Annotated in this window: 17 protein-coding genes and 1 pseudogene; 12 read left to right on the forward strand and 6 right to left on the reverse strand. The window is 48.8% G+C overall.

Going from position 1 to position 17,790, the window contains the following annotated elements; all coding sequences use genetic code 11:
• The first annotated feature begins 40 nt into the window (after positions 1–40).
• Positions 41–439, forward strand: coding sequence for a type II toxin-antitoxin system HigA family antitoxin (locus tag S7335_RS06625; RefSeq protein WP_006455053.1), 399 nt, complete (start codon positions 41–43; stop codon positions 437–439).
• 7 nt (positions 440–446) lie between these two features.
• Here the strand turns inward: S7335_RS06625 and S7335_RS06630 are convergent.
• Positions 447–1,669: pseudogene (locus S7335_RS06630) on the reverse strand (Coenzyme F420 hydrogenase/dehydrogenase, beta subunit C-terminal domain).
• 160 nt (positions 1,670–1,829) lie between these two features.
• Here S7335_RS06630 and nei point away from each other — a divergent pair.
• Positions 1,830–2,663, forward strand: a complete 834-nt coding sequence (gene nei / locus S7335_RS06635; protein ID WP_006457278.1) for an endonuclease VIII — start codon at positions 1,830–1,832, stop codon at positions 2,661–2,663.
• A gap of 78 nt (positions 2,664–2,741) precedes the next feature.
• On the opposite strand, the gene S7335_RS06640 is transcribed toward nei, so the two are convergent.
• The gene (locus S7335_RS06640; protein WP_038017314.1) at positions 2,742–3,131 is read right to left on the reverse strand and encodes a hypothetical protein; all 390 of its coding nucleotides are present in this window, start codon (positions 3,129–3,131) and stop codon (positions 2,742–2,744) included.
• A 310-nt stretch (positions 3,132–3,441) separates the two neighbouring features.
• A complete protein-coding gene (locus tag S7335_RS06645; RefSeq protein ID WP_006454985.1) occupies positions 3,442–4,332 on the reverse strand; it encodes an AEC family transporter in 891 nt (296 codons plus the stop codon).
• A 104-nt stretch (positions 4,333–4,436) separates the two neighbouring features.
• On the opposite strand from S7335_RS06645, the gene nblB reads away from it, so the two are divergent.
• Positions 4,437–5,108 (forward strand): phycobilisome degradation protein NblB, encoded by a 672-nt coding sequence (gene nblB, locus S7335_RS06650; protein WP_006457711.1) that lies wholly within the window; start codon positions 4,437–4,439, stop codon positions 5,106–5,108.
• An 845-nt stretch (positions 5,109–5,953) separates the two neighbouring features.
• Complete coding sequence (locus S7335_RS06655) at positions 5,954–6,544, forward strand: anti-sigma regulatory factor (protein ID WP_006453528.1); 591 nt, start codon at positions 5,954–5,956, stop codon at positions 6,542–6,544.
• Here S7335_RS06655 and S7335_RS06660 read toward each other — a convergent pair.
• Positions 6,528–6,935 carry a DUF6439 family protein gene (locus S7335_RS06660; RefSeq protein WP_369791676.1) on the reverse strand — a complete coding sequence of 136 codons (408 nt, stop codon included), beginning with the start codon at positions 6,933–6,935 and terminating at the stop codon, positions 6,528–6,530. The two genes, S7335_RS06655 and S7335_RS06660, sit on opposite strands and share 17 nt — an antisense overlap.
• Positions 6,936–6,975: 40 nt before the next feature.
• Between S7335_RS06660 and S7335_RS06665 the strand changes: the two genes are divergently transcribed.
• The 6 genes from S7335_RS06665 (at position 6,976) to S7335_RS06690 (ending at position 12,573) form a co-directional block, all read left to right on the forward strand.
• The gene (locus S7335_RS06665) at positions 6,976–7,341 is read left to right on the forward strand and encodes a hypothetical protein (RefSeq protein WP_006453945.1); all 366 of its coding nucleotides are present in this window, start codon (positions 6,976–6,978) and stop codon (positions 7,339–7,341) included.
• 177 nt (positions 7,342–7,518) lie between these two features.
• Positions 7,519–8,925 (forward strand): asparagine--tRNA ligase, encoded by a 1,407-nt coding sequence (gene asnS, locus S7335_RS06670; protein WP_006456769.1) that lies wholly within the window; start codon positions 7,519–7,521, stop codon positions 8,923–8,925.
• Between the two features lie 351 nt (positions 8,926–9,276).
• Positions 9,277–9,915, forward strand: coding sequence for a ParA family protein (locus S7335_RS06675; RefSeq protein ID WP_006456896.1), 639 nt, complete (start codon positions 9,277–9,279; stop codon positions 9,913–9,915).
• Entirely contained in the window at positions 9,912–10,712 is an 801-nt protein-coding gene (locus S7335_RS06680) for a hypothetical protein (protein ID WP_006456219.1), read from the forward strand. The genes S7335_RS06675 and S7335_RS06680 overlap by 4 nt, the downstream gene beginning before the upstream one ends.
• 126 nt (positions 10,713–10,838) lie before the next feature.
• Positions 10,839–11,645, forward strand: a complete 807-nt coding sequence (locus S7335_RS06685) for a DsbA family protein (RefSeq protein ID WP_006457637.1) — start codon at positions 10,839–10,841, stop codon at positions 11,643–11,645.
• A 61-nt stretch (positions 11,646–11,706) separates the two neighbouring features.
• Positions 11,707–12,573: a hypothetical protein gene (locus S7335_RS06690; protein WP_006454834.1), complete on the forward strand. Its 867-nt coding sequence runs from the start codon at positions 11,707–11,709 to the stop codon at positions 12,571–12,573.
• Between the two features lie 35 nt (positions 12,574–12,608).
• On the opposite strand, the gene S7335_RS06695 is transcribed toward S7335_RS06690, so the two are convergent.
• Positions 12,609–13,568, reverse strand: coding sequence for a helix-hairpin-helix domain-containing protein (locus tag S7335_RS06695; RefSeq protein WP_006454473.1), 960 nt, complete (start codon positions 13,566–13,568; stop codon positions 12,609–12,611).
• A 334-nt stretch (positions 13,569–13,902) separates the two neighbouring features.
• Here S7335_RS06695 and S7335_RS29430 point away from each other — a divergent pair.
• Positions 13,903–14,981, forward strand: a protein-coding gene (locus tag S7335_RS29430) for an IS630 family transposase (protein ID WP_369791677.1) whose coding sequence is annotated in 2 segments (ribosomal slippage) — positions 13,903–14,374 and positions 14,374–14,981 — 1,080 coding nt in all. Because the reading frame shifts where the segments join, the coding sequence is not laid out codon by codon here.
• A 71-nt stretch (positions 14,982–15,052) separates the two neighbouring features.
• On the opposite strand, the gene hslO is transcribed toward S7335_RS29430, so the two are convergent.
• Positions 15,053–15,955 carry an Hsp33 family molecular chaperone HslO gene (gene hslO, locus S7335_RS06710; protein WP_006457199.1) on the reverse strand — a complete coding sequence of 301 codons (903 nt, stop codon included), beginning with the start codon at positions 15,953–15,955 and terminating at the stop codon, positions 15,053–15,055.
• 291 nt (positions 15,956–16,246) lie between these two features.
• Here hslO and S7335_RS06715 point away from each other — a divergent pair, with 291 nt between their 5' ends.
• Positions 16,247–17,575: a sensor histidine kinase gene (locus tag S7335_RS06715; protein ID WP_006456166.1), complete on the forward strand. Its 1,329-nt coding sequence runs from the start codon at positions 16,247–16,249 to the stop codon at positions 17,573–17,575.
• Positions 17,576–17,790: the final 215 nt, after the last annotated feature.

A 17,790-nucleotide genomic window follows, 5' to 3' on the forward strand; every position in this document is an offset into this window, starting at 1 on the left:
TCTTGACGCATAAGGAATACAACAAAGGGAAGTGGAAACTATGACAGCTATTGCATCTGATATTCGAAAGCAGTGGAGCGTGATCGCGCCGATTCTTACTATCCGCACAGAACAAGACTACGACCATAGTATTGAGCGTTTGAACAGCTTAGTAGATGAAGTCGGTACCGATGAAACGCATCCTCTCTATACCCTCTTAGAGACTCTAAGCCTTGTCATACAGTCCTACGAAGAGACGCATCATGCCATTCCAGATAGTGATGGAATAGAAGTACTATCCTATTTGATGGAAGAACATGCGCTTACTGAGTCAGACCTGCCAGAACTCGGCGAGAAAGTAGCTGTTACTAAGATCCTCGCTAGGCAAGAAGAGCTAGAGCTTCACCACATTCGTGCTCTGGCCAATCGATTCAACGTTTCTCCTTCAGTTTTTATCTGAAGAGAATCTATTCTTTAGGTAGCTTGTACTGCCCTACGATGCGCTTGGCAAATTCGGGTACATGCGCTGCTAGCTTCTCAGGATGGTTGCGCCGAGTATATAAATAGTTGCGGGTGAAGTGCGAATCGATCGAGAAGCGAGCGTATTCTAGTCCTTTGGGGCCGATTTTTTCGATCACGACGCCCATAAGCTTAGCGGCCCACATTGGTAGGGTGACGCCTTTGTCGTAGGCGGGGATGCTGTTCTGGACTGCTTGGGTGCGATCGCCGCTACTCTCTACTGGCTGCGTCTCAATAATGCCATCTAGCAGCTCAAACATCTGTGCGCCTGTCTCGTTACGCACGACAATCCACTGCCAGCCAAAAGGCGCCCCCATATAGCCCACGACGATATCCGCTAGCGAATTGGTGTAGTCAAAGCAGCTCATACAAGAGGGCGCAAACACGTCCTTCAGCTTGTTGGTCTTTAGGCCAAAGAACGGCACCTTCTCTTCCGAGCCGTCCTCATGCTTGAAATGCACCTGGAAATCCTGCATGAACTCATAGGCTACTACCGTCTCTGGCGAACGGCTGGTCGTCTCTAGAAATTTCTGCAGGCCCGCCCGGGTCACGTTATCTACGCACGGCATCCCCAGCACGTACAGCTTCTCTAGCCCGATCTGATCTTGCACCGCTCGCAGCGCCTGAATCTGGCAGCCCACACCAATTACCAGCACTCGCTTCATGCCCGAACGCTCTATCTGGTCGAGCACCGATAGATTCGGAGAGAGCGTCGGCTTATTTACCCTTGCTGCTAAAATCTCTTCTGGCGTTCTAGCAATCACTGGCATCGGCTGAAAGCGGTCATCTTCCGTGTTCTGCACACAGACCACGCCCTCTACCAGGCCACGATCCAGCATCTCAATTGCTAAAGTGCTGACAATTCCTGTCCATTGTGCGCCTTCAATCGGCGCTAGCTTTCGCGCAGCCACCATCTTCTGATGCACACCAAAATACAGCTCGTCCACGTTATCTAAATCTCTGGCGCGACCGTGATTTGCTGCCTCTAGATCACTTACCTGCTGATTCAAGAATGCGCAGGCATCTTTCACATAGTGAATATAGGACGTATCGCAAAGACCACATTCACTGCATCGTTCTTTTGCAGCTTGGCCGCACCCGGCTTAAGCGGTCTTGCTTTGCTGTGCGGCCGAGCAGAAAGATTAGCTGCCGAAAGATTGGCTGAAGTCATACACAAGAGGCGCTATCTAAAACAATGGGGCCATGATTAACCTATGATCACGATACCGCAATCCGCTAACTAGCCTAGCCACTACTCGTTGGTTTCGTAATTTTTCTTCTCTCCCCAAACTCTCTAAACTCCCCAACCTCCTCATTCCCACACTTCCCTAATGCCTGAAGGTCCAGAAATCCGCATTGCCGCCGACAAGATTCAGCGCGCCATTCGACCCTATCCCACTACTGAAGTTTTCTTTGCCTTCGATCATCTCAAGCCTTTCGAGGCTGATCTATCAGGCTGTCGGGTCACCGAGGTCGAAACGCGCGGCAAGGCTATGCTGACTCATTTTGACAATGGACTCAGCGTGTATACCCACAACCAGCTATATGGTAAATGGATGGTTCGAAAGGCTCACGACTTTCCTGAAACCAATCGGCAGCTCCGGTTTGCCATCCACAATGAAAAGAAATCAGCGCTACTCTATAGCGCCTCCGACATTCAAATTTTAAGCAGCCAATCAGAAATAGAAAATCATCCCTTCTTGAGCAAATTAGGCCCTGATGTACTCAGTAAGCAGCTGAAGCCAGAGGTCTTGCAGGCTTTGCTAAGCGCTAAAAAGCACTGCTGCCGTCGCCTGTCGACGCTTTACTTAGACCAGCACTTCTTAGCGGGAATCGGCAACTATCTACGCAGTGAAATACTGTTTGTGGCCCAGCTTCATCCTCAGATGCGGCCTATAGACTGCACTGACGAACAGCTATTTACTTTGGCGAATGCTTCTATTTCTATTGCGTATCAATCTTACAGATATAAAGGCGTTACTAACGACCTCGATTTAGCAAACCGATTGAAAGCAAAGGGACTAAGCTACCGCGAATATCGATACCGGGTGTTTGGTCGAGTCAACCAACCCTGCTACGCTTGCGCTACGCCCATCATCAAGGAGATGGTCAGCAATCGTCGGATCTACTACTGTCCGACCTGTCAGCCGCTAGTGAGTGCATAGCATAGCGAGCTACTGCTACTGCTGTACGTTCTTATGTGCCAGATGCTCATAGGATGCTATGCGCTCTTAGGCATGTCCTTACACCAAGCTAGGTGGGCAGTAGCCTAGTTCCTGAACAAACTTAGTCCGGAATTCTGTCAAGTCAGCAGGTTGGATCTCACCATGAGAGACAATCACTAGATGATACTGTTTCATCACTTCAGAAATGCTGATACCCGCATCCAAGTGAGCGATCGCACTTGCTACTCTAGTCGTCAAACTGAAGGGCGTCCCATTTTCATTGAGAAATGCCAAAAAGTCTTGTTTCTGCGGCGAATGAAGATAATCTTTTAGCTTTATTCTGACGACCCATCTGTCCACTAAATGGATCACCGTAGCCGAATCTAAGCAAATAAATGCTTGCCCAGAGAGATAGGTCAAAAGGCGCAGCACTAGGCTGGTATTTGCGAAGTAGTAGATGTATTGCATAACCCCAAAACCCGTGATAGCTTTCGTAGAGTTGCTCAGGACATGCTCATTGGCTAAAACCTTTATGGGGCAACGGGCAGCTCTACCTGCAAAGTAAGAATGCATCCTTACTTTGCTATACAACTACTAGGATAGAGCCCAAATCTGACTAAATTATGAAGATCTGGCTTTTTAGAACTAATTCTGTGGTCCAAAGATAGCCGCTCTACAATTTTGTTCTTAGCCTATGTTTCTATGGGCTAGATGAAGGTGTGCTAGATGAAGGTCCTTTGGAGACTGGTAGCGGTGCTAGCTCTTATCTTAGTGACGTCTATCTTGTGATCAGCCAGAGTACCGTTGGCAAAGTGGCAAAGCTCAAGAGGGTCGATAGGACAATTGTCTTGGCTACGCGGACGGAATCGCCTCCGAACTCTGTTACCCAAATCAAAGTATTGACGGCGACGGGCATAGATGCCTGCATAACTAGGACTGCGAGATCTACTCCTTCGAGTTGCAATAGTCGACCAATTCCATAGGCGCTCAGCGGTGAAACGACCAGACGTAGTCCGGTGGCCATCAGTTCGTACAGGCCAATCTTTACAGGGATACGAGATAGCTGAATGCCAAGCAGTAGCAGCGCAATCGGAATCGCGGCGTCTGCCATTAGTTCTAAGGCTCTATCAACCGCTACCGGCACTTCCCACGTAAAGGTCTGCAATCCGATCCCAGCTAGCGTCGCCCAAAATACCGGCAGATTGACAGTGATCTTGAGCCCAGATCTGATACCTTGGCCCTTCAAGAAAGTAGGTCCAACGCTGGTGATGAATATAGCTGATGCTACCAAGTAGACGATTGCTCGCTCTAGGGCGACTTCCCCTAGGGCAAAGAGGATAAAGGGTAGTCCAATATTGCCTGTGTTGGCGAGCAAGGTGGTGGCAATTAGGCTCTTTTGGGTGTCAGCAGGCAGCCGAAGTTTTTTACTTACTGCGATCGCTACCCCATAAAGCACTGCGCAATTCAACAAAAACCCCGCTACAATCCGCGCTGTGGTGTCAATCTCTAGACTGCTGCTATAGACTCCTGTTAGAACCAGGGCCGGTAAGAGTACGTAGATATTTAGCCGGGTTAGCGTTTTGATATCTAGTAAGAAAGCCCGGCCTACCCAGACGCCACACAGCGCGACTAGTGCGATGGGTAGCACCGCTGAAATTACAACGCCCACATTACAACACCCAAATCATTTAACCTCAGAGCTAGCTAGTCCTCTATGCTTAAACAAGTAGCCGCTTGAACAAGTAGCCAAACGTCCATCTACCTTGCTAAGCCATGTCTTCTGCCCCTACGCCTGAGCAACTTCGACCCCTGCTCAACTCAGAGAACTTTGGCGATCGCATCAAAGGAATCAATCTATTGCGTGACATCGAGCCAGCCACAGCCTTCAAGCTGATTCAACCGCTCTGTCAAGATAGCAACACTCGCGTCCGCTACGCCGCTGTTAGTCAACTCTCTACCTTAGGAGAGCAAGATCCTACCGTTGCACTCAACCTACTAAAATCCGCGATCGTCGATCCCGAACCAGACGTACAGGCCGCCGCCGCCGACTCTCTAGGGGCGCTCAAACTCACTGAGGCTTTTTCCGATTTGCAAACGCTGTACCAAAACACATCTGAGTGGCTAGTCCAGATGAGTGTTGTCGCTTGCTTAGGAGAAATGGGCGATCCCCGTGCTTTTGACTTGCTTCAAACCGCTTTAGAAGAAGGGAACTCTCTGGTGTCAGTCTCGGCTATGGGTGCGCTTGGTGAGCTGCAAGACGAGCGCGCTATTCCTCTGCTACTCCCTTATGTAGACAACGACGACTGGCAAGTTCGACACCGCCTAGCCCAAGCGCTAGGTCACTTCGCTCAACATCCAGACGCCATAGCCGCCCTACAAACCCTCGCAAACGATAAATCGGACCTAGTAGCTGAAACTGCTAAAAGTCACCAGACCTCTGAGTAACTCACGGTAATTGACATCATCGCTTTACTCAACTTGGCCGCAGTCTTTATAGCAGCCCGCACGCAAGCAGTCCGCACTCAGCGTGCTCTACTATCAGGAGTCATAACGGTTGCCGAATCAAACTAAAGGCCTAGCCAGCTGCTGTAGGGGTAACCTTCTTATTGAGTATGCATCTAGTGAATTGCTATAGTAAATTGCTATCAAGATAAGCTAATTAGCCCTTGAGATAGCTGAATTATGAGTATGGTATCAACTTAAAAAGTTTGAAATAACATAGTCATTTGCGTGTTTATACGAGTGGAAATGAAGTTCTGGTTTTAATCTACTTCTAGTTATAAGTTTCAACTTTTATCGATTGTTGTAAAATCCCAATCTTCCGAATTTGAACGGGTAATCGAGAAGGCTAATAGAGGGCTCAACTCTATGACAGGAGGCAGTGAGGATGGGTTTTGACTAACTGCAATTGCTCTAGATACAGATACTTTCCTCGCTAAAAAGAACTTGATTGAAACCGTCTTCAACAGACTCACCAACCTTGTCTATCCATGAGGCTAAGCACAGATATTTTTCACGTTTTAGCTATGTTTTAGCTATCTAGTCAAATCTTCTGATAGAATATGATCATATCAAGAATGATTAAAATAGAACTCATTTTTATTGCTTCAAAAGTAATTCTGTTTGATAATACGAGCATCAGCTGCTTGAGGCAGTTGTCTGCAGGGCTAATTGCTTAAGAGAACATTAGCTGGCCGATTCATCTAACTGTTTTAATAATTTGTTCGTTTTAACGTATGTTTTAAGCCTCGCTTTAACGTAGTTTTCAAGCCTGTAGGAGAGTTGCTTAAGTGCGCGACAATGCACCATCTTCTCGGAAGCAATCTGTTAATGACCAGTGGTCTTCTATTACGGATTTAAGTACTGATCCCTGTACTGTAAAGCGGTGGGATAGCCTTAGTTTTTCCTCAACACTCTATCTTCGTCCCATTCTAGATGCGCTATTAGCGCCTATGCCCGGACTGCTACATGACGAGCTGCGGTTGGGTTTGCAAGAAGCGCTAGTAAACGCTGCTAAGCACGGAAATCAGCTAGATCCTAGCAAAGTTGTATCGGTGCGCTATGCCAAAGCGAACGGCTATTACTGGTGGATTGTATCCGACCAAGGTAAAGGCTTTGAAAAGCCCACTGCCTGTCCCTGTCCGGCTGGCGACAGCTACTTGCTAGAGGCCCAAATGATCAGCGATTGTGGTCGTGGCCTTTATATATTGCATCAGGTATTCGATCAGGTCCGCTGGAGTAATGATGGCAAAGAGATTCAGCTTGCTAAGCAAATTCAGCCACCTCTACCCTGGTTGGGGATAGCTAGCCCAGCCCTTTTTATAAAGCGGATTGAGCTGTGGTGGCATAGGTGGTCTGCGGCTTCTATCCAAGGTCTGTAGCGGGCGCAGGCTCTGCAGTGCGTTTGCGCTTTCCATGCGTAGGACAAGGAGGTGCTTTGAGTGTCTTGTCTAGCCAGCCGACCGCTTGTGTCAGACGAGGTAAGGCTTCTTCGGGATTGTCTTTAAGCATGTACACTAGAGCGGCAGCAGCCTGCTCTTTGGCGCGGACATTACGATTAGCGCTGAGCTTGTGCCAATCGTGATTTGAGATAGCAAGCTTCTCAGCTAGCGTCTGAGCCAAGACCTCAGCGCTCAACGACTGAAGCAGGGTACGTTCCTTAGTACTAAGTTTTTGGCTATTAAGCTTTTGCCTGGTGGTCTCTTTCGTCTCGAGCTCCTCGCTTGGAGCTTGATGAGTTGGTGGGATTGGGGGGTGACTGGAAGTGGTCATCGTTCTATACCGTAACGTCCTTCTATCCTTTGCAGCATATATGAAATTTTTCAGAAAGGCGTCTACTAGGCTACCTCATTTACCCAGTGATGAAGAGTTGGCTAGCTTTGAGAAAGACCTGAAGCAGACGGCCGATGATTTTTTGCGACTACGCGATCGCTTTTTTGCCATTCGCCGTGCCAAAGTCAAATACGAAAAGCTGGCTATGAGCGATCTGAGTAATTTGCCTAGTGAAGATCTCGCTCACATGCAAGATCGCATTGAGGCGCTCAAAGTGACCTTAGAAAGCCACTTACTGTCTTGGCGGCAGCTGCGAGAACCCTTCTGGCAAGTCGTTCGTTTTGTTGGCCTAGGCATTGTCATCGGTTGGTTTTTGCATCTATGGCTAGGTGATCTAGTCGGCTAGTTTGGTCTAGAAGTTCGCTTTAGGTGGCTAAAGAGAGTTGGTTGGTAAAATAGAAAACCTGGAAAGCAACCGGAGAAAGCAGTCATAGAAAGCAACTAGAGTTGAAAGCATAGAGGCTTGAGCGCATAGAATAGTAAGCACACTCGATACCAGAAAACCCGAGCTGCTGCTCTTTCTATGACTATCTCCCAGCGCATCAAGCATATTCTAAAATCAGGTCAACCAGGCGAGAGCCTAACTATTCAAGGATGGGTAAGAACGAAACGCAGCGCAAAGAAATTCACCTTTATAGAAGTCAATGACGGCTCTTCTATGAATGGTCTTCAGGTAATTGCACCTGAAGATATTCCAGATTATGAGAAACAGATAGAGCGCATTAGCACAGGTGCCTCCGTTCAAATCACGGGTACTCTCGCTGAGTCTCCTGGAAAAGGGCAAAGGGTAGAACTACAAGCGAGTGAGATCGAAGTTTTTGGCGAGTCGGATGGCGAAACCTATCCGCTGCAGAAAAAACGCCACTCCTTTGAATTTTTGCGCACTATCGGTCACTTACGAAGTCGTACAAATACACTCGGTGCTGTCTTTCGAGTCCGCAACGCCTGTGCCACCGCTATTCATGAGTTTTTCTGGAAACGTGATTTTCTGTGGATGCACACACCAATACTGACTGCTAGCGACTGCGAAGGTGCTGGTGAAATGTTCACCGTCACCCGCTTCAACCTTGATAGCATTCCGAAAACCGAAAGTGGTAAAGCCGACTACGGCCAAGACTTTTTTGGCAGACCTGCCTATCTCACCGTTAGCGGTCAGCTCGAAGCCGAAATCATGTCGATGGCTTTTAGTAACGTTTACACCTTTGGCCCCACCTTTCGCGCTGAGAACTCTAACACCGCTCGCCATCTCGCTGAATTTTGGATGGTCGAACCCGAAATGGCCTTTTGTGACCTAGAAGGCAACATGGATTTAGCCGAAGCCTTCTTGAAATATGTCTTTAGCTACGTGATGGAACACTGCGCAGACGACATGGCATTTTTCAATCAGCGCATTGACAAAACCGTTCTAGAGACAGCCGAAAATATTATTGACAACGACTTCGAGCGCATCACCTATACCGACGCGATCGCCCAACTAGAGCGCGCCATTGAAAACGGCGACAAAACCTTCGAATTCCCCGTTAAGTGGGGGATTGACCTGCAGTCCGAGCACGAACGCTATCTTGCCGAAGAACTATTCAAAAAACCTGTCATTGTTACCGATTATCCAGCCGAAATCAAAGCCTTTTACATGCGCTTGAATGACGACAACAAAACAGTTGCTGCCATGGACGTACTAGCGCCTCGCATCGGCGAAATCATTGGTGGTGCCCAAAGAGAAGAAAGACTAGACGTGCTAGAGCGCCGCATCAAAGCAGCCGGCCTACCCCAAGAAGACTACTGGTGGTACCTAGATCTTCGCCGCTACGGCACAGTCCCCCATGCAGGGTTTGGCCTAGGCTTTGAGCGACTCGTTCAATTCATGACTGGAATGAGCAACATCCGCGATGTCATTCCCTTTCCCCGCACACCAGACAACCTAGATTTCTAGAACCAAAGACAAAGGTAAACAAGAAATCACCTCTAACCCTTCTTACCTGAAGTCTCTTCTTCGGGGGGTTGGGGGAGGCCACGTGCAGCCCCCAAGCAGACTGTAAAGTCTCTCAGCATAAGGAGGGGCATGGGGAAGACGCAATAGAGGCTCCGGGCCAGGGATCTATCTATAGTGTGTTTCCCAAAATCTTGAAGGCTTGCATCTTTCCCCGCTATTGATAATGCTCACAAGCACCGATCCCCAACCCCGTCGTAACAGGAACTATACAAAATCAGCAGATAGTGGCAATAGCCCTTATTCTTAACACGTCGGCTGATCAAGCTAGCGACTCTCTCAACAGCCCCTTGTATGTCTCCAAAAATCCTAGTTGTTTTCAATGGTAAAGGCGGCGTCGGCAAAACCACCACCGCCGTCAACCTAGCCGCCATCTTCGCCCAAACCCAATCTGTTTTGCTAGTCGATGCGGATACACAAGGCTCGGCAACTTGGTGGGCCAATCGAGGCGATCGCACCCTAGGCTACGACGTCAGCCAAGAAAGCGATCCAGCATTACTTGGTAAACTAAAAGAGATAGACAGCTACGAATTGATTGTCGTAGACACCCCGCCTGCACTCAACTCAGATGTCCTTGCTGCCGTCATTCCGCTAGCCGATTATCTACTACTGCCGACACCTCCGGCCCCGATGGACATTGCTGCTTTAGTGCATACAGTCAAACAATCTATCGTTCCTGTTGGCGTTGCTCACCGAGTCTTACTCACCAAAGTAGATTCTCGCTCTCTAGGTGAGGCGCTAGAAGCACAGACAATGCTGATGGAGCTAGACATTCCCGCTTGCCACGCCTTTGTTAGAACCTACAAAGCCCACGAACGAGCTGCGCTAGAAGGGGTCTCGATCACCCAGCTAAAAGGTAAAAACGTTACCGAAGCGAAAGCCGATTACAACCGAGTTGCCAACGAAATCAAAAGGGACTGGAAAGACTCATGACCAAAAAGCGGATTGCCGACCTGCTCAAAGAAGAAGTCGAAAAGCCAGTCTCAAGCGCTGAAAGTAGCGCCGACGGACCGACTGCCGAGACAAAAGCCAAAACTGCGCGGACTGCTAGCAAACCATCCGCTAAGAAAGCATCAGCCACCAAGACCGCGACGGCCAAACCTTCAGCTCAGGCTTCATCTACAAAGGCTGCAGCGAATAAGTCAACTACTTCAAAAGCCGCTACTTCAAAAGCTGCTACTTCAAAAGCAACCACAGTAAAAACGAAAGCAGCGGATGCAAACACTATTCAGCTAAACCAGAAAATTGAGACTCTAGAGACCGCGTTGATCAAAGCAGAATCTCAAATTAGCGCACTACAAGATGATGTCGAAACCCATCAAAATCGTATCTTTGAACTGAAGGATAGTTTAGAGAAGTCCGAAAGCAAGCATAGAGCAAAAGATGCTGACTTGGAGAAAGTGACTGCGCAGCTCAAGGAAGCTAGACAGACCATTCTCAAAATTAGCGAACGTCAAGCAGCAGAGAAAAAGCGACTAGCTGATGCCGAAAAACAAGCTATAGCGCAGCAAGCGGCTGAACAAAAAGCGGCTGAGCAAAAAGCCGCCGAAAAGCAAGCCGCCGAAGAGAAAGCTGCGAAAGCCAAAGCGGAGAAAAAAAGCGGTTTGAGCGTGAGACGTCCATACTCTAGCTACAAATCTATTCCCGAATATGCCATTCAAAGGGGTACCCCCGTGGGTGGGCAGAACAACAGCATGCTAAACGATGACGATATCGGCTGGGTTGACTAGCCAGCATGCAGGAGTCGCTTGTTCTTTAAGGATGCCTTAAGTATCTTTCGTCTAGTGCTACACCTGCATAGTCATCCCTTGTTATTGTCTAGGAGGGTAGGACCCTTCGCTATCAGGATATTGATTATGGCTTACGCTTGGGCAGACTCTTGGCAATCCGCACTGTCGACGGTTCGGCGCGTAGTTCGGTCAGCGGGTCGGTATGCGATCGCACTGACCTTGCTCGGGTTAGCTGCCTGTGGCAATCCATCCACCGAAGATGTAGCTAGCAGTCAAGTCGTAGAGCCTACTGAGGAGGCCTCTCCTGAAGCAGCGCCTACTGAGGAAGAAGTCGCTGCCATGCGAGCAGAATGGGAAGCTCGCATGGCGAAGGTGCAATCGGTAGTAGACGAAACGCCTCGCGATGAGCTGATAGCTAGCTCTGCGACTAAAGGACCTCGCGATGCAAAAGTGATGGTGTTGAAGTTTTCGGATTTTCAATGCCCTTACTGTGCCGTTGCCGCTGCCAGCATGAAGACATTCGCTGAGGCGCACGACGAGGACGTACTCTATGTTTACAAGCAACTTCCCCTCGTCAGCATTCACCCTGAAGCCGAACCAGCCGCTAAAGCGAGTTGGGCCGCGGGGCAGCAGGGGCAATTTTGGCTGTATCACGACGGCCTCTTTGCCTTTCAAGATAGGCTTGGCGAAGACTATTACGTAGAGCTAGCCGAGCAGATTGGACTAGATATCGAAAAGTTTAATCAAGATCGCAACAGCCCTGAAGCTGAAGCTGCCATCAATCAAGATATTCAGCTAGCGAAAGCCTTGGAAATACGTGGCACCCCTAATTTTTTGGTCACGAACACAGACCAGAGCTTCTTATTTCCGGGTAACACGCCGTTAGAGGTGTTTGAAGAGGCGACTGATAGGCTATCTACGACCGCACCTTAAGCCGCCATCCTCTAAAGTAAGACCGCAGTAAGACCGCAAGCAAGACGCATCTCAACCAAGCATGGCATACGACTCTAAAACCTACGGTCAAAGCCCCTTCGGAAATTCCCCCAAGCCGGATGAGGAACCTGGGAGAAAGTCGGTTGACGCAAGAGATACAACGTTAGCAAGCAACGATAGACAAGCCGATAAATTTCCACCGATCTCGGCCATCCCTGGAGCCCAATCCGCTGGAGTCCAACCCGTTGAACGAGCTAGTAAGCTGGGACTTATTCGAGCTGATGACGGGGGTGCGATAGGCAAGACAGCGATCGCAACCGGTCTATCAAAGCGCAAATCGCGGACCTCTCGATCCAACTCTCGGCTTAAAGTGTCTAGTCCAAAAGTCTCTCGCGACTCTACCGCCACAAAACCAGCTCGAAAAAGCAAAAAGGCCAAATCTAACAGCACACCTGCCAAGACACTGAAGGCAGCGCCCGAGACCGTAGAAGTTGCGATCGCCCGCCGCTTCCAAGAAGAAGATCGAAGCGCCTACCTATCTTTGTTCTACAAAACTGGCATCTCGGGTTTGATTTGGGCGGTACTACGCTTAGTTCGCTATCAGCTTTCCGAAAGGGCGATCGCCACTATCAACATCATTCTTCATCCTGTTCTCGTATCAATGCTGGCGCTCGGTGGAACTATTGGCCTTACCTTCTGGCTGCGACGCATCCTTAGAGACTTAGCCCTCCATACCCATCAGTTGGCCATTGATGCCGAAGTCACTGATGGCAAAAACTACCGACCGACCCTAGAGATAGTCGGTGACTCACTAGAGTACAATCCAAAGCTTCGCCAGCACCTCGCTCGACTCTCTAGCGCAGCGTCCATCCTAATCTGTACGCTGATCAGCTACATCATGACAAGCCTACTACTCCCCTGGGAATAGTGACTCGTCAAGCTGCCTATCGCTTTTCTATCCGTTTACGATGCCGCTGCTAGCTCGCCTCTGACTACGCGATCGCCCCTACACGACCCATAGGACTCAGTCACAATAGTACATTGCCCCTGTCGGCTGTCGGCTCCGTCCACTTTCTCGTAGTAGACAACAACCCAATCATTCGTTTTACCTAGCTCGTGTGCCCTAGCCGTGTTGGAGTAGAGAACGTTGAATGACCAGCCTTCTTTCTGCAAGCTCATCACCGGTAGCCAGGGTTTGCCTTCCGGATTGAACCGACGGGGTGTAATCATCCTGAGCTGACCAGCTTTTGCCAAGTAACGATACTGGGCATCTACCTCTAACAGTAGCTTAGTAGAGGGCGAGTCTATGACCTGTTCTAGCGTTTGGTCGGTCGGTCTGCGTGCCTGTGAGCGTTGGGCAGCAGATGGTGACATCTTTCTGGACCTTACTCTATGTAGCTGTTGGACAGCAGCTCTATCTAGTATGGCACCGACCGAATCACGGACTAGCATTGTTCGTCCCTCTGCAAAGCCAGAAAGCTGAGCTAAGCTGCCGTCATAGGCCGCCTGCTCTAGTGCCTCTAAAGAGTCGATCTCTAGCATCTTATGAATGCGACGCGCTAAAACTGGGCCAATACCAGGAATTTTGGTAAACAAACGTTCTGGAGATGTCTCTACTTGCAAACGAGCCAACAAACCTAGCTCACCAGTCTGTGCCAGCTCTTTGATTGAGGCGGCTAACCGTTTGCCAATGTAGGGAAGTTTTTCTAAGCCAACTACACCCTCAGCTTCAAAGATGTCCACTACAGGACGATCTTGAGCGCGAATAGATTGCGCTCCTTTGCGATAAGCACGAATGCGGTAGTAGTCATCCCCTTGAGTTTCTAAGAGGTCTGCGACTTGCTCAAATGCAAGCGCAATTTGATCGTTAGAAAGAGAAAAGATCTGCCTAAAAGTATCTGGAAATAGGGTGGTTTGAATCATGCCTAAACCTTTGCACAGCCAAGCTTAAAAGGCTGTTTGAATCTTCCTCTATTATCCAATATTTAAGCGAAAACGACAGGCTATTCCCTATCAGAAACAGCTGCGAGAGAACAGTAGAAATAGTGACAGCAACCGTAGTCTTCTCTATTCGCACGAAGGCTAACTGTGAGGCTAACTTGAAAATACGAAAGCAAAGCAACAATTTACAACTAGCGCAATCAATAGATATATAGCCATCCGGTATAAAAAGCGAAAAGCTGCACTAGCGGTCGAACTAACCCGAACAAGGAGAAATAGAATAGGGTTAGCAATGCTCTAATGCGTGGTTACAGCGATGGATAAGGCGTTTGTTCGAGAGACTGCGGCTGTTGATAAAGTTGAGCAGATAGCCGAGCTCAAAGCGTTCATCCGTAAGGAACGAGATGCGCGTCAGGTGAAGAAGGCGCTGGCGGTCAAACTGTTGTACGAAGGGCACGGCTATCAAGGCGTCGTCGATGTTCTGAATGTATCGCTCGGCGCTATCAGCGAATGGAAGCAGTTGTACGAAGCGTCCGGGCTAGCTGGGTTTGTTCCCCAGCACAAGGGCAAGAAGAGCTTTCTAAGTGGTGCTGAGAAAGCAGCGGTGCTGGCTTGGCTAGGTAGCAAACGTATCTGGACGCTCGGCGAGCTAGAGAGTCATCTGGCAGAAGACTACGATGTGGTCTATGCCTCGAAACAGAGCTACTACGACCTGTTCGAGTCAGCGGGTATCACCTGGAAGAAGACAAGCAAAGTCAACCCGAAGGGCGATGCTGAGGCGGTGGCGGCAAAAAAGCCGACATCGAGCGCTGCTTGGCGCACTACCGAGACGAGATAGGGCGTGGGCAGCTCAGAGTGCTGTTCATGGATGAATGTCACCTGATGAGTGCTGACCTGGAAGGCTACGTTTGGGGTACTAGAGGTCAGCGCGTCGAGGTGCCGATTGTGAACGAACGCGACCGGCAAACTTACTACGGTGCGCTCGACTTGCTGAGCAAGCGCGTGTTGTTTGGGGCTTACGGCGCTGGCAACACGGCTAACACCATCGCCTACTTGCGGTACTTACAAGTGCAGTTCCCACAGCAAAGACTACTGTTGCTATGGGATGGGGCGAGCTACCATAGAGCTCATGAGATTCGAGACTTCCTAGCACGGACCAACGACGGCCTACCAGCGTCGCAGTGGCCGATTCACTGCATTCAGTTTGCGCCCAACGACCCGACTCAGAATCCGATTGAAGATGTTTGGCTACAGGCAAAGAACAGTGTGCGACGATTGGCAGGACTGAAGCCATCATTCAAAGGCGTCAAGTTCTTGTTCGAGCAATTCTTGTCGCTGGAAGTCTTCGACTTTCCCAAGATGCACATGTACGGCTCGTTTTCACAAATCATCTAGGATGGCTATAGGAAACGCCCTAGAATCAATCCAGCTTGCAAGCAAGGTTTCGGTAGCCAGTGGCGAATGCTTTACAATACTCTGCCTGCTTGAAGCTCTTCAATCAAGTTCTGAAGCTGATCGCTATTAGCATGGTAAACCTCGTTGCAGAACTGACAGGTGGCTTCTGCGCCATCGTCTACTTTGATCATGTCAGTAAGTTCGGTTGTCCCTAGCAGCTTGAGGGCGCCCATCATGCGATCGCGGCTGCACCGACAATAAAACCGTACATCCTGCGACTCCGACAAGATCTCTAGTCCCATATCGCCTACTAGCTCTTCAAAAATCTCAGGTAGTGTCTTCCCTGCTTTCAGCAGTGGCGTGAAGCCTGTCAAACTCTTCAGCCGAGACTCTAGTCGAGAGATCAGCACCTCATCGCGAGCTGCCTTTGGCAGCACCTGCAACAACAATCCACCTGCTGCTTCTACACCATCCGCACCAACAAACACACCTAAAACTAAAGCCGAAGGTGTCTGCTCAGAAGTCGCCAGATAGTGAGTCAAATCGTCGCCAATCTCGCCTGTGACTAGCTCCACTGTACTGGCATGCGGCTGACCGTAGCCCACATCTCGCATCACATTCACATACCCTTCTCGTCCGATCGCCGCACCTACATTCAGCTTTCCGTCTGCACTTGGCGGCATCTCCACCTGCGGCTCTTCCACGTAGCCCCGCACCGTCCCATCTAGCCCTGCATCTACCATCAGCCCTCGTAACGGACCATCACCTTTAATCCGAATACTCACCCGTGATTCTGTCTTCTTCATACTCGATACCAGTAGCAGTCCGGCTGTCATGGCTCTACCCAAAGCTGCCGTCGCTACATAAGAAAGCTGGTGGCGATCACGCGCAACCTGAACCAGCTCAGTCGTCGTAACCCCTATAACACGAATACCTCCATCTGCTGCTGTTGCCCTAATTAACCTACCTGTCATCCGCTTACCTTCTTTTTACTCCGCTCAAATTATTGTATCGCTATGGCACAAGGATACTTAAGCACGAGTCAAACGCTGAATAAGTATGAGAACTATATAACGAGCTCGTCATATAGTTCTCATCGGCCGAACTCCTTCGTGGCTTTGCAACTGAAAGTTCGACCCAGAAGCGCTATTTGGGAATTCTACACTTTGAGATAGCTATCACTGCCTTCTTCAAATCTCATCTTCGAAGAACTTCTTTGAGGATCCAAGACTGCTCTATATCCGTATCCTCTTATCCAACGAATCATGTTTTTACTGGTGGATTCTATTACTCCATATCTTCCGGTCTTGCTGGCTTTAGAAAACTTCATTATCTCTGGCTGCTACGCCATGATTGCGAGTGGTATTTCCTATGGTATTTGGCAAAACCGAAAAGCGGGCATCAATTCGGTTGTTGCGACTATCGTTCTGATTTTCTCTAGCTGCGCCTTAGGACATGGAATGCAGGGTTTTGGAATGCTAGGGTTCGGTCAGTGGGCCAGAATTCAAACGCTATTTGACCTTTTGACTGTCGCCGTCGCAATCCGGTTTGTAAGCTATTACGAAAGCTTTGGGGTGCTAGCTCAGATAGGGCAAATCGCGGCGGCAAATGTGGAGTTAGAGTCTGAAAATCTTTCTTTGCAAGAAGCACTATCGCAGCTAAAGCAGACGCAATCTCAGTTGATTCACGCAGAAAAGATGACTAGCTTAGGACAAATGGTGGCTGGTGTAGCTCATGAAATCAACAACCCAGTTAACTTTATTTATGGCAATCTAAAATTCGTTGAGGAACATACTTTTGATCTTCTCAATATCTTGAAGCTTTATCAAACCCTTTACCCTCAGACATCATCAAAGGTTGAAGCTACTGCTAAAGATAAAGATATAGATATCGATTTCATTCAAGCTGACCTGCCTAAGATTTTATCTTCTATGACGATGGGAACCGAGCGCATTCGCGATATAGTGTTAGGCCTTCGCAACTTCTCTCGTAAAGATGAAGCAAAATATAAAGCTGTGAACATCCACGAAGGTATTGATAGTACTCTACTGATTCTGCAGCATCGCTTGAACAATGGTCCAGAGCATCAAGCTATTCAGGTTATTCGAGAATATGGAAGTTTACCGCCAGTGGAATGCTACGCCAGTCAGATGAATCAGGTGTTTTTAAACCTATTAGCTAATGCCATCGATGCGATTGAATATGCCAACACCAGTCGAGCTCTAGAGGAGATGGAAACTAAACCCGGCCAGATTACGATTCGGACGGTAAGTCTCCTTCATAACCAGGTAACCATATCGATATTGGACAATGGATGTGGAATACCCGATAGTATCCGCACCCACATATTTGATCCCTTCTTCACCTCAAAAGATGTAGGAAAGGGCACTGGTCTAGGGCTATTTATCAGTCATCAAATTGTAACCGAAAGCCACCATGGGGAGTTGGAATGTCGTTCTATCTTGGGTAAGGGTACAGAATTTACGATTCACATACCTATTATTCAAACTGTTCCAGGCAAAGTGACAAAGGTAACTGATCCTGCTGTTCACGCATTGACTCTATCGGAACGTCAAACGACGACCACCGGTTAGGCAGAGAACTTACTACTGAATGTTTAATCGAAATCCTCTAAACTCAGAACCTTAACTTTTTGTTTGAATAGCGCTGCTAGTCGTACAACTAGCTTCGAAAGTCTTTTCTGGCTCTCAACCCTTTCGAAAGTTGTGTAATGGGACGTACTCAACTAAATGTCGGTTTGAAATAAGAAGAGCGTAAAAGGGACGATAGGTACGCTGAGATTGACGAA

Origin of the sequence: Synechococcus sp. PCC 7335, from assembly GCF_000155595.1 — a bacterium.
In the GTDB taxonomy this organism is placed as follows: domain Bacteria; phylum Cyanobacteriota; class Cyanobacteriia; order Phormidesmidales; family Phormidesmidaceae; genus Phormidesmis.